General features: G+C 38.4%; 11 protein-coding genes. 4 read left to right on the forward strand and 7 right to left on the reverse strand.

Translation table 11 applies throughout. The features are described 5' to 3' along the window. Positions 1-14 precede the first annotated feature (14 nt). From FW778_RS12705 to FW778_RS12715, 3 genes are all read right to left on the reverse strand, one after another. Positions 15-1,373 carry an MFS transporter gene (locus FW778_RS12705; RefSeq protein ID WP_202552225.1) on the reverse strand — a complete coding sequence of 453 codons (1,359 nt, stop codon included), beginning with the start codon at positions 1,371-1,373 and terminating at the stop codon, positions 15-17. 79 nt (positions 1,374-1,452) lie between these two features. Continuing rightward, complete coding sequence (locus tag FW778_RS12710; RefSeq protein ID WP_150415098.1) at positions 1,453-2,736, reverse strand: glucose-1-phosphate adenylyltransferase; 1,284 nt, start codon at positions 2,734-2,736, stop codon at positions 1,453-1,455. A 135-nt stretch (positions 2,737-2,871) separates the two neighbouring features. Then, a complete protein-coding gene (locus FW778_RS12715; protein ID WP_150415099.1) occupies positions 2,872-4,281 on the reverse strand; it encodes a glycogen synthase in 1,410 nt (469 codons plus the stop codon). Positions 4,282-4,393: 112 nt separating this feature from the next. Between FW778_RS12715 and FW778_RS12720 the strand changes: the two genes are divergently transcribed. The 4 genes from FW778_RS12720 (at position 4,394) to FW778_RS12735 (ending at position 10,320) form a co-directional block, all read left to right on the forward strand. Next, the gene (locus tag FW778_RS12720) at positions 4,394-6,157 is read left to right on the forward strand and encodes an MFS transporter (RefSeq protein ID WP_235906244.1); all 1,764 of its coding nucleotides are present in this window, start codon (positions 4,394-4,396) and stop codon (positions 6,155-6,157) included. Positions 6,158-6,197: 40 nt separating this feature from the next. Continuing rightward, entirely contained in the window at positions 6,198-7,178 is a 981-nt protein-coding gene (locus FW778_RS12725) for an ROK family protein (protein WP_150415100.1), read from the forward strand. 74 nt (positions 7,179-7,252) lie between these two features. Then, positions 7,253-7,798, forward strand: coding sequence for a hypothetical protein (locus FW778_RS12730; protein ID WP_150415101.1), 546 nt, complete (start codon positions 7,253-7,255; stop codon positions 7,796-7,798). A gap of 155 nt (positions 7,799-7,953) precedes the next feature. After that, positions 7,954-10,320, forward strand: a complete 2,367-nt coding sequence (locus FW778_RS12735; RefSeq protein ID WP_150415102.1) for a TonB-dependent receptor — start codon at positions 7,954-7,956, stop codon at positions 10,318-10,320. A gap of 104 nt (positions 10,321-10,424) precedes the next feature. On the opposite strand, the gene FW778_RS12740 is transcribed toward FW778_RS12735, so the two are convergent. The 4 genes from FW778_RS12740 to FW778_RS12750 form a co-directional block, all read right to left on the reverse strand. Further along, complete coding sequence (locus FW778_RS12740) at positions 10,425-11,408, reverse strand: phosphodiester glycosidase family protein (protein WP_150415103.1); 984 nt, start codon at positions 11,406-11,408, stop codon at positions 10,425-10,427. A 129-nt stretch (positions 11,409-11,537) separates the two neighbouring features. After that, a complete protein-coding gene (locus tag FW778_RS23130) occupies positions 11,538-11,681 on the reverse strand; it encodes a hypothetical protein (protein WP_202552226.1) in 144 nt (47 codons plus the stop codon). An 18-nt stretch (positions 11,682-11,699) separates the two neighbouring features. Next, positions 11,700-12,629: a lipoyl synthase gene (gene lipA / locus FW778_RS12745; RefSeq protein ID WP_150415104.1), complete on the reverse strand. Its 930-nt coding sequence runs from the start codon at positions 12,627-12,629 to the stop codon at positions 11,700-11,702. Between the two features lie 53 nt (positions 12,630-12,682). Then, entirely contained in the window at positions 12,683-13,462 is a 780-nt protein-coding gene (locus FW778_RS12750) for a hypothetical protein (protein WP_150415105.1), read from the reverse strand. Positions 13,463-13,503 lie beyond the last annotated feature (41 nt).

Below are 13,503 nucleotides of genomic sequence, written 5' to 3' on the forward strand. Positions count from 1 at the left end.
TTTTTTTAACCGGATTATTCAACAATCTGCAATGGCGTCATTTCCTGAACAGGAACATCTTTATCCTTTACAATAAAATTCATAAAGCCTGCAACTATCATAGATATACCACCTATTACTAAGGCATAAATTCCCTGTTCATGAAAAATATTTTTTATTACAATGCCAAGGATTGCTGATGCCACTAATTGAGGAATAACAATAAAAAAATTAAACACACCCATATAGAATCCCATTTTATTTGCAGGTAAAGCCCCTGCTAAAATCGCGTAAGGTATCGTTAAGGTAGATGACCACGCAAGCCCTATTGCGATCATCGGAATTAAAAGAAGGTTATGCGATTTTATTAAGATCAGTGATAAAAAACCAATACCTCCAATTACCAGGCATAGCATGTGGGTATATTTTCTTCCGATCCGTTTGGCCAGCACTGGTAACAAAAATGCAGTAATTGCGGACACTGCACTATAAACAAAAAACATAACGCCTACCCAATCACCTGCATCCTGATATGCTTTTGAAGTTGTATCAACTGTTCCCCAGGCATTTTGAGCAATCGCCGGAGTTGTATATATCCACATCGAAAAGAAAGCAAACCATGTGAAAAATTGTACAATTGCTAACTGAAACATTGTTGCCGGCATTGTAAAAATTCCTTTCGTGATTTCCGCAAGCCCCTTCATTAACCCTTTTGTTCTGAGCTTTTCTTCCTCCCATGTTTCAATATTATCAGGTGGAAATTCATTTGTTGTTAAAACGGTCCATAATACGGAAGCAATGAAAACAATAGCGCCAATATAAAAGGAATATTTTACTGAATCCCCGATTTGTCCGGCAGGGGCAGTATTACTCATGTGAAAAACGTTAGTAAAAATGTAAGGAAGCAACGATGCAATCACCGCGCCCAGGCCAATAAAAAAGGTTTGAGTTGCAAAACCTGTAGTTCTTTGCGATGAAGGCAATTTATCGCCAACAAATGCTCTGAAGGGTTCCATAGAAATATTGATAGATGCATCCAATATCCATAGTAATAAAGCCGCCATCCAAAGCATGGTGGCCTGGGGCATCAAAAAAAGTGCAAAGGAAGCAAGCACCGCTCCTATAAAAAAGAAAGGCCTTCTTCTGCCCCATCTTGGATGCCAGGTACGGTCACTTAAATAACCGATTATGGGTTGAACTAACAATCCGGTGAGTGGTGCAGCAATCCATAAAAAACCGATTTTATCAATATTTGCCCCGAGCGTTTGAAATATCCTGGATACGTTGGCATTTTGTAAAGCAAATCCAAACTGTATTCCAAAAAAGCCAAAACTCATGTTTAGAATCTGCTTGAAAGTGAGCCTGGGCTGAGGCAATGTTAGTTGAGATGACATAGCAATCGTTTAGTAATAGAGTTGTGTAATATTTACACATTGATAAAATTACAACAATTAAGGAAGCGGTAAAATTTATTTATCCGAGCGTGAATCCATCAGGAACAACGGCTCCTTTCTTTATTACTACAATACCATCTTTTACAACATATAATGCATGGTCGGTATCGGTTAAATGACTTCCCCCGTTTATCCTAACGTTATTGCCTATGCGACAATTTTTATCTACGATGGCATTCTTTATAAAGCAATTATCGCCGATGCCGATTTTTGGTATTCCTCTTTCTGCTTCATAAGCCATTTCTTCAAGCGTCTCATAATAATCGCTCCCCATCAGATAGCAATCTTCAATTACAGAACCAAAACCGATCCTCATCCTTATACCAATTATACAGTTTTCAACACGCTCCGCAAAAATGATACATCCATCGGCAGCCAATGTATTTTTTAAAGTGGAGCCACTGATCTTTGCGGGTGGAAGCATCCTGGCACGGCTGTATACTTTCTTTTCATTGTCGAAGAAATTGAAAGGCGGAATATCCTTTGTTAATGCCAGGTTGGCCTCAAAGAAAGAAGAGATATTCCCGATATCTGTCCAGTAGCCATCGTATTGATAGCTGTACACTTTATGGTCTTTTATGCAATGTGGAATAACTTCTTTACCAAAATCGGTCGCTTCTTTTACCTCGTCCTGTAATAACGCAAACAACACTTCTCTTTTAAATAAATAGATACCCATAGACGCAAGATAATTTCTACCAAGGCCTTGCATGGTTTGTCCGGTGTCGCTTAACCATTCAGGAAGTTTATCATATCCCGGCTTCTCAATAAAAGAAGTTATTTTATGATCTTCATCAGATTTTAAAATACCAAATTCGGTAGCTTCTTTTTCAGTAACAGGAATAGTTGCGATGGTAATATCAGCGCCATTTTTTTCATGGTTGCGAAACATATTTCCAAAATCCATTTGGTATAATTGGTCGCCCGAAAGGATAAGCACGTGATCAAATTCATTATTTTGAATATGGCGTAGTGATTGACGCACGGCATCGGCAGTTCCCTGGAACCATTTAGGATTATCCGGCGTTTGTTCTGCTGCCATAATATCTACAAAGCCCGAGCTGAAAGCACTGAACTGGTAAGTATTCTTTATATGTTTGTTGAGTGAAGCAGAATTGTATTGCGTAAGCACAAACATCCGGTTGATGTTGGAATTAATACAATTGGAAATTGGAATATCTACTAACCTGTATTTTCCTGCGATGGGTACGGCAGGTTTGCTCCTGCTGGCTGTAAGCGGGTAAAGCCTGGTGCCTGCTCCACCACCGAGTATTACTGCAACTAACGATTTACTGATCCACATGGTTTAAGTTTTAGAAGTTAAGAGTTAATTTTTAGAAATTTTGAATTGGTATTTTAAAATAATAAAAAAGATAAATACAATTGAAATTGTATTTCTGTTCAACAATTTATTAAATTAAATTGACATAAAGCAAGCTTATGAATTATAAAGATTAATATAAATTTGTGCGCTCCGCTCCCAACTGTTATCAATCTCCATTATTTGCTTCCTGATTTCGTCTATCCTTTCCTGTTGTTCATACAATTGTATGGCACGGTGAACAGAATAACTTATATCCCAAACAGTAGCATTATCAAAACAAATTCCATAACCACCTTCGCCTCCAAAGTCTTTTACCGTATCTTTTAATCCACCTGTATTTCTTACAATTGGTATAGTGCCATAGCGCATGGCGTACATTTGATTAAGCCCGCATGGTTCTACCCGGCTGGGCATTAACAAAAAGTCGGCGCCTGCATACATCTGGTGGCTCAGCTTTTCATTATACCCGATCTGCGAATTATAATATCCCAGGAAATGTCCTCTTAAATTCTGAAGTTGAAGTTCTATCCAATGCTCGCCGCTTCCCAAAATTAAAAAATTCATTTTGCCTTCCATATGGTAAATTGAATCACTTATTGCAGAAGGCAAAAGGTCTGCAGCTTTTTCGCCCACCAGCCTTCCTATAAAAACAATTAAAGGTTTGTCTTCATCCAGGTTAAACTGGTCGCACAATACTTTCTTGTTGGCAAATTTTTTCTTCTTAAAATTTTCTGCATTAAAATTCTCCGCAATGTAAACATCAGTTCCAGGATTCCACACATCGGTATCTATTCCGTTTAAGATGCCATAACATTTTCCTCTTTCATACTCGAACAATTTCTCAAGGCCGTTTGCACTGTGTCTTAATTCTTCTAAATAACCCGGACTAACGGTAGAAACTTTTGCAGCGCATTTAATTCCGGAGGCCAGCGGGTTAATGGTATTTTCCCATTCCAGTAATCCCGACTTCCATGGATCCCAATGCGGAATGTAATTAGACTTATCCCATCCCAGCCAGCCCTGGTACTCGGCATTGTGAATGGTAAGTATTGTTTTAATATGTGATAAATGCCTGTAAGCATAACAATGCTGCATCATAAAAGGAATGAGCGCAGCCTGGTGATCGTGCACATGAACAATATCGGGATGGTGGTTCCATTTGCTAAGCCAATCTACAACGGCTACCTGGAAAGCCGTGAACCGAAGGGAATCGTCATCATATCCATAAATTTTTTCACGATCGAGTATTCCATAAATATCAACAAGGTAAAGATCGAATCCTGTTACATTATTTGCTTCCTTAATTATGGTATAATCAAACCAATAATTGGCAAGACCAAATGCGCCTTTGTGTACTACCTCAAAATTATTTTCGAATAAAAATCTTGTCCTGTACATCGGCATTACTACCTTTGCGATATGCCCGAGATTGTTCTGATATTTTGGCAACGCCCCTACTACATCACCAAGACCACCTGCTTTAGCAACAGGATAACATTCGGCGCTAACATGAATAATTTCCATACCTTAAAAATATATTCTTCAAAGTAACAATGATTTTCTTATTAAAAAATAATTAATGAAAATTCTTACCTTGAAAAAATTGCCCTACTTTCATTTTTAAATTTTTATTACGATGGCCACACCCACAATGAATATTGTTACTCCAAAAAGTACCGGCGGAAAATTTGTACCAACTAATTACGGAGCGTTGAGCACCCTGATTGTTGTATTCTTCTTCTGGGGCTTTATTGCCGCGGGCAATAGTGTATTTATTCCCTTTTGTAAACATTACTTTCAGCTGGATCAATTTCAAAGCCAGCTCGTAGACTTTGCTTTTTATCTTGCTTATTATCTTGGTGCACTCGGGCTGTTTGCTTATGGCGCATTTGGCGGTAACGATCTCGTTGCAAAGTGGGGTTATAAAAAAAGTATCGTGTATGGCTTGCTGTTTTCTGCGTTAGGTGCAGTGGCTATGATCATTGCCGTAAACGCAAATACTTTTACCGGGATGCTGGTGGGGCTTTTCATTGTTGCGCTTGGATTTTCGTTGCAGCAAACAGCAGCACAACCATTTGCCATCTCGCTGGGCGATCCTTCAACAGGAACAAGCCGTGTAAATCTTGGCGGTGGCGTTAACTCGTTCGGTACTATGATAGGCCCTCTTATTGTTGCCTTTGCATTATTTGGCACCACCGCATTTGTACCCGATGAAAAGATTGCTGCGTTGGGCTTAAGTAAAGTGATTATACTATATACCTGCGTAGGTATACTTTTTATAGCTGCTGCTGCTTTATTTTATTTTTCAAAAAAAGTGCCGTTAGGAGTATCAACCGAAAAAACTGAAAAGGCAAACAAAGTTTTGTATTCGTTATTAATAATGACAGGGCTACTTATTATAATGTTTGTTCCGGTTTTTAATAGTTATAAAACAAATCCAACCGTTTTATCAGATATTGAAAAACATAACCTGGAAACTTACCGCATGAAATGGCTGTTTGGAGCTTTAGCTGTGGTTGTTGTAAGTTTATTGTTTTCGAATATGCGGGCCAGGAAAAATCCTGATGGATGGGGTGCAATGAAATACCCGCAGCTTGTGTTAGGTATGCTCGCCTTGTTCGTTTATGTAGGAACAGAAGTAACGATTGTGAGTAACCTGAGTGAATTATTAAAACAACCTGACTTTGGCGGATTTCAGTCTTCCCAGGCGGCGCTTTTTGTTTCAATGTACTGGGGAAGTTTAATGATTGGAAGATGGGTAGGTTCTATTGCTGCTTTTGATCTTAAGCCTGCAACGAAACAAATACTCACCTTTGTTGTTCCTTTAATCGCTTTTGTCATTGTACTGGCAGTGAACGCACTTTCAAAATATGATATAACAATTTTATACTATTATATTATTTGCGTATTAATTCAAATTGGTGCCTTTTATGTAGGCAATAATAAACCTGCACGCACTTTATTAATATTTGGCCTCCTTGGTATGATATCGATGCTCATCGGTTTATTTTCCACCGGAACAGTTGCCATCTATGCATTCCTGAGTGGCGGCCTGTTTTGTTCTATTATGTGGCCATGCATTTTTGCATTATCCATTGCCGGGCTTGGGAAATATACTACACAGGGAGCCGCATTTTTAATTATGATGATCCTAGGTGGCGGAATTATTCCTCCCATCCAGGGAAAGTTGGCAGATTTCCTCCAATCGAAGAGCACCATAGTTGGTTATGGCATCCATCAATCCTACTGGGTACCTGTTATTTGTTTTGCCTACATTGCATTATTTGCATTTGTAGTTAAAGGCATTTTAAAAAGACAGGGAATAGATTTTGAAATTACTTCAACGGGTACAGATGAAATTACTTCTCCCGAAGGAGCACTTGAAGGCCTGCAAGCCTGACACATTTTTGACTAAAATTTAAAAAGAATAAAATAAAAACATGGAGTCACCATTGGAATATGCGATAGGAATAGATGTTGGAGGAACAACCGCTAAATTTGGAATTGTAAATCACCGCGGCGAAATATCAAACAGGGGGAACTTGCCAACCAATGAACATGATGATGTAAACAGGTTCATTAATGAATTGTATGATGAGATTCAACCGGCCATAAAAGAAATTGGTGGCCCCGATTTAATAAAAGGCATCGGCGTAGGCGCACCCAACGGAAATTATTACAATGGTACGATTGAGTACGCGCCTAACCTTCTTTGGCGGGGAGTTATTCCTCTTGCAAAACTAATTACCGATAAATTCAATAAACCCTGCACGTTAACTAATGATGCCAATGCAGCAGCCGTAGGTGAAATGATGTATGGTGCAGCCCGCGGAATGCGTGACTTTATAATGATAACATTGGGAACGGGGGTTGGCAGCGGCATTATTGCCAACGGGCAATTAATATTAAGACATGATGGATTTGCCGGAGAATTAGGGCATACCGTTATAAGGCCAAAAGGCCGTCTCCATTCAGGCACTGGTATGAGAGGCACACTCGAAACGTATGCATCTGCAACAGGAATTGCCATAACGGCAAATGAATTATTGGACCAACGAAGTAAAGAAAAAAGTCTTTTAAGAAAGACCCCTCACAAAAAAATGGATTCCAAAGTGGTGTATGAGGCTGCAATGAAAGGAGACAAAATTGCCAAAGATGTTTTTAAATTTACCGGCCAGATATTAGGAGAAGCGCTGGCCAATTTTGTTATGTTTTCTTCACCCGAAGCCATCATTTTATTTGGCGGAGTTTGCAAGGCGGGAAAGCTGTTGATGGATCCAGTTAAAAAACACATGGAAAAAAATCTCCTTCCTATTTTTCAGAATAAGGTAAAATTATTATTTAGTGAATTAAAGGAATCGGATGCTGCTATATTGGGCGCCAGTGCCCTGGTTTGGGAAATTAAACCGGAGCCGAAATAGATACACGTTGAGTTATAGTTTGAAAAACTTATATTAATATTCTTATTTATCTTGCGCTTGCCCAAAATTTCCTGTTGAAAAAAATAAGCGTTATATTATTATTTCTTGTGATGATACTTTGTGGCAGCGGGTTCTACGTTGCATGGTATATGAGCTTACAATCCATTCGAAATTCCCAGAAAGCTATACTCTCCCATTCATCATTTAGTAAAAATATGGTGGTAAAATTTGTTTTTACAAAGGACGATTTAAAAAATAACAGCGATGTCATTTTTGATGAAGACGATTCGAACGAATTTGAATACAATAAACAAATGTATGATGTAATAAGCCGAAAGGAAGTTGGCGATCATATTTATATAACTTGTATTTCGGATACAGAGGAAGACAACTTAAGAGATTTTGCCATGTCGCAAATTATGAATAATGGCAATAATACCACCGGCAAAGAGTTGCCAATATTTAAATTCCGTTTGGATCATTTCACCCATAATTTTAAAAGTGCCTTTACTGTATTTTCAATGAACGTTGTAGCATGTTCTCACCATGATTATACAGTTGGAAAACTAATTGCACCCTATCTTAATATCTCTTCCCCGCCACCGTGGCCTTTGGTTTAGGTTTCAATAACAATTTAAGTGAACCGCAGTTTACGTTTACCTGCCACAGAAATGCAGGCATATTTTCATGAATATTTTTTAGTAACTGTTATTTGAGCGCATTAATAGCACCGTTGCTCATAAAATATTTAATCCTAACCAATAAATTTAATGAAATGAAGCATTTGCTTTTGTTGTGTGCATGGATGTGCAGCACACCTTTATTTTCCCAAACATTAAAAGGAAAAGTTTTCGATTCTTATAACCATGAGCCACTCTATGGCGCCAGTATTTCTTTAGGAGGCTTATCAACCGCCACTGATAACAACGGTGCTTTTTCGATTGGGTGCTCTAAGTCATCAACCTTAACGGTTTCATTTGTAGGTTATAAAACGTTTACCCACGTTATAAAAAATTGTGATGCTTTTTTGAACATTGCACTTATTCCTGTTAATAAAAACCTGGATGAAGTGGATATAACTGCCACGTCGAATTTAAACAAGTCGTTATTGTATCAACCTTCATCCATAACTAAACTGGGTACCCCGGAGTTAAAGAGGGGATTGGGATTATACCTTGATGATGCCATTAACGCCAACGTGCCCGGGGTAACTTTACAAAGAAGATCCGTTTCCGGCGGACAACAATTTAATATCCGTGGCTATGGAGGCGGAAGCGGAGGCACAGGCCGCATCAGCAGCAACTTCGACGGGCAGGGATATAAAGTTTATTTAAATGGAATTCCCATTACCGACGCTGAAGGAATTACCGTGCTGGATGATATAGATTTTGGTTCTGTGGGCGACTTGGAAGTTACGAAAGGCCCTTCGGGAACTTTGTATGGGCTTGCAATTGCAGGTGTAGTAAATATCAAAACTATTAAACCGGCAATAGGAAAAGTTTCTATTGGACAAGACGTTTTAATTGGGAGCTATGGATTGCAACGTTATACAACTCATTTTGAAATGGGAACTTCCAATTCATCGCTGCTGATTAATTATGGCCAACAGGAAACAGATGGTTATTTAATTCATAATGCTTCTCATAAAGATTTCGTGAACCTGGCCGCCGATTTTAAAATCAATGAAAAGGAATCTGTAAATACTTATTTCGGTTACAGCAAAAGTTATGATCAACGGGCAGGCGAGCTAACGTTAACCCAGTATGCGAATAAAGATTATTCCGGCAACCCCGATTATATTATAAGAAACGGCCATTCCGAAGTTACCAGTTTCCGTGCAGGCTTGAGCCATATGTATAATTTTAACGATCGTATTTCAAATACGACCACTGTCTATGGTTCCGGCGCCACCACCAATGCAAGCTCCGCTGCAGGCTGGACAGACAAAGACCCAATTAACTTTGGACTGCGTTCAACCTTCGATACTAAATTTTCATTAAAAAAAGGCGTGAGCCTGAGTGGAATTACCGGTATTGAAACACAACATCAAAATGCACAAACTATCGGCTATGGCATGGTAAAAAATGCGGCTGACACTTCAGGGTATTATATCATTGGTGCGCAGAGAAGTAATCAATATACATTAACCGGCACAACTTCTCTTTTTACTGAATGGTCTTTAACCCTGCCTCACGATATATCTTTTACTGCCGGGGTGGGCTTAAGCAACATGAATATTCAATTGAACGACAGGATGTACGTTGCCAACAGCACAAAGCCAACACAGTATTCAAAAAATTACAATGGATTGTATTCTCCGCACTTTGCAATAAACAAAGTAATTAGCAAAGAATTTTCAGTATATGGCTCGTATAGTAAAGCCTACAAAGCTCCAACCAGTTCATATTTCTATATTCCAAGTACCGGGGCCGTTAATACAGATCTGAAACCTGAAACCGGCAACCAGTTTGAAGTTGGAACGAAGGGAGCAGTGCTTAATAATAAGCTATCTTATCAACTCGCATTATTCGATGCAATCTATTCAAATAAGTTTACCGCAATGAATGTATTAAACCAGGCAGGCACTGCAACATTGTACACGTACGTTGTTAATGGCGGAAAACAGGATGATAAAGGAATTGAACTCCTGGTAAAATGTACAGCTTATGAATCGGCAGATGACTTCTTTCAATCTGTCCGCCCGTTTGCAAATTGTACTTATTCTGATTTCAAATATGTTGATTATGTATTTCATACCAAAAGCAAGGCCGGCCTGGATTCAGCAATTAATTATGACGGAAAGAAAGTTGCAGGCGTGGGGCCTTTCAATGCAAATGTTGGTTTAGACCTTTCATTAAAATATGGCTTGTATGCGAATGTTACTTATTCTTACAAAGATGCATTTCCCATTACCTCTGATGGGTTGAACATCACGTCATCTTATAGTTTGCTAAATGCGAAAGTCGGTTTCCAACATAGTCTTTCCAATCACTTTGATTTGAATGTATATTTTGGTATAGATAACATTACCCAAACACAATATCCCATTTTTGTATTTGTAAACCAGTTACCTGATGCATATTTGCCAGCCGCACTCAATGCAAATTATTATGGTGAATTAAATTTGAAATATAATTTTTAAGAATTAATTATAACGCTGTGGCGTAAACGATTTTGTTTTATGCCACAGCATTTTTAAACCAGCATTAAAAAGTATTTATGATACGGGCGAACTTACGCGGCGTTTTATTTCTTCTCAATTAAAAAAACGGAAGGCACGGAACGCTGGCCTTTCTTATCTGACGGCGAATTAGTTTGACGGCCATTCACAAGCATACAACTGCTTCCGCCTCCGTCCAAATTCAGTGCTTCTTTACATCCAAGATCTTTAAGAATTTGCGCCTCCTGTATTAAAGTAATTCCCGACGCAGTTTCACTTCTTCCCTCAGCAACGAGGATAATTATTTCATGACCGTTTGTATATCCTATTGCCGTTCTTGGATGCCTGTCGTTAATAGCCATACCGTAAAATTTTCTCTCTTCATTATTGGAGATTTGTACTTTGCTATTTTGAACTAACACAGGGCCACCACCAATGGCAGTTTTCATTCTCCATTTTTTAAATGATGGAACTGATTTTCCTCTGTGTCCTAAAACGAGCGAAGTGTTTATTTCTATATCATTAAAAGAATGGTTGGCCACAGAATCGTGCATGAATGGAATAGCAAATTCACTTGCATATGGATATTTTTTTGAGGAATCAGTATATATCCATGCAATATCTGCAGTACGGTTTTTTGTAACTCCAAAGGCACCATCAAAGGAATGATAATAAGTCAAAGTATCTTTCTTTTTTCCGGCAATTGAATGCACATTATACCCAACAAGCTTTCCATTCTTCTCGACAATATTTAGATTTTGATTGGTGGCAAAAGAAAAGAAACAGGAGTTAACTACTAACAGCGGATGATTATCTTTTTCAAAAAATTGGGAAGGAGTAAATCTTCGTTTATAGGTTGTATCAGTTGTAAAATTCAAACTTTTATCTTTCATATCTGCTATTACATAATAGACCACCTCAGGCTTGCCATCAATTAAATCAGTAGATTTATAAATATGCATAGATGCCGGCAGCGGCTGATATAATGAATCTAAATTCTTCCAGGATAACTGCGCGTTTGAAACCAGGCATATCACGACAAAATAAATAAAGAACAAAAATTTTTTCATTTTAAATATTTAGGGTTACACAAGAGCCGTAGTGTTTTAGACAAAACGGCTGGTTTTACTTTTATAAATTAAGAGAAAGAGAAAATAGAATACCCGATATTTTTATGTTATAAATGATGCGTAAGCTAATCAAATATCGCACTCATATCCGGATGTGGGAACAGGTGTAGGACACATGGCAATTGGATGGCTTTCAATTAATTCCCATTTACCTTCGCAATGAACCCAGTCATCATAAGTATAATGGGGAAGCATTTTATCTGAAATGCCCATAGTTCAAAATTAAAAAATTTATTTATCAGCATTCTGTAATGCTTTTTCTTCTCTCCATTTATTTCTTCCATAACCAGCTATTACATGTTTATCCGAATGGTAGGAAGAACGAACCAGCGGTCCGCTTTCAACATAATCAAATCCAATCTGGTAACCAATTTCCCTTAATTCAGCAAATTCATCAGGATGTACAAAACGTTGCACCGGTAAATGCTTTTTAGAAGGCTGAAGATATTGCCCGATGGTAATAACATCTACGTTACTTTCCTTAAGATCCTGCATGGTTTGTATCACTTCTTCTTTGGTCTCGCCAAGGCCCAGCATAATTCCACTTTTGGTACGCATACCGCCCTGCTTCAAAATACGCAGGGTTTCCATGCTGCGCCAGTATTTTGCCTGTATTCTAACAGTACGGGTTAAACGCTCAACAGTTTCTATGTTATGGCTCACTACGTTTGGCGCTGCGTCTATAATTCTTTGGATATTTTCCCGCTCTGCTTTAAAATCAGGAATTAATGTTTCCAACGTGGTGGTTGGATTTAACGCGTACACTGCTTTTATGGTATTGTACCAGATAATTGAACCGCCATCTTTAATTTCATCCCTGTCAACTGAAGTTATGACGGCATGCTTCACTTTCATTAATTGAATTGCTTCGGCTACCCGCTGCGGTTCATCCCAGTCTACTGCCAGGGGGCGCCCGGTGGCCACTGCACAAAAACCACAACTTCTTGTACAAATATTTCCTAATATCATAAATGTTGCTGTGCCTTCGCCCCAGCATTCGCCCATGTTTGGGCAATTGCCACTTTCGCAAATGGTATGCAGTTTATGGGTATCTACCAATCCGCGTACATGTTTATATTCTTCGCCTATTGGTAATTTTACCCGGAGCCACGATGGCTTTTTAGATTGTACTTCCGGAGTCGTAATTATTTCTTCGCTCATTAATATTATATTGCCTTGTGGTTTAAAAAATTTAAAAACACATCGTCTTGCCACTATTTTCTTTTGCCAAACAAAATGGAAACATACCCACTAAAGAAAAATGACCGTTGCTGGTTCTGAAGTAGGATGGGAATTTTCTTTGTATAATATTCGCCCGTTACGCCCACTTCAATTGCTGAGATTATTTCATTATAACTCCCATAATCAAAACGCAAAGCTGTTTTGGCATACAAGCCGGGTGTTACAGTCATGTCGCTCCAGCCCTTACTTAAAGAAGGCCCTCCAATAATGGGTCCGTTTAAAAATAAAGAACTATCGGGCGAATTATATTTCACGTATGCGTAATCGTTACCTTTTTGAACCTGTACATAATATGGTCTTAATAAGGACAATGATATTCCGCCACCATAATTTGCGGTAACGCTTACCCCATTTTTGTTTGATTTATTTCCCAATAAAATTTGTTGCTGCACTCCTAACTTTACAGGGTACACGAAATTTTCTTTACCATACACAAAAGGAACAGAATTTATAAAAGGGTTGCTTTGCTTATCTTCCTTAATAGCTTTCCGTTCAGTGATCTCAAGCTGGTATAAGGTTGCTTTTTTAACTGAACTTGCACGGCCCAATTCAAAAAATACTCCATATCCATCACTGGTTAGTTTAGCCCCAAAAAGAAAACTTTTTTTATAAGCAATTACGCCTTCTTCCTCTTCTTTTACCATGCTGTTGATTCGTGCTCTTTTCTCGGCCTGACGTTGTTTTTTAGATTGTTGTGCAAACGCTCCGAGAGAAAATGACAGTATAAAAATCAGAAAAAATATTTTTCGCATGTAATTGATTGATGGTTATGGTTACTGGTGTAAATTTATAC

This window comes from Ginsengibacter hankyongi (assembly GCF_008710285.1).
Taxonomy (GTDB): Bacteria; Bacteroidota; Bacteroidia; order Chitinophagales; family Chitinophagaceae; genus Ginsengibacter; species Ginsengibacter hankyongi.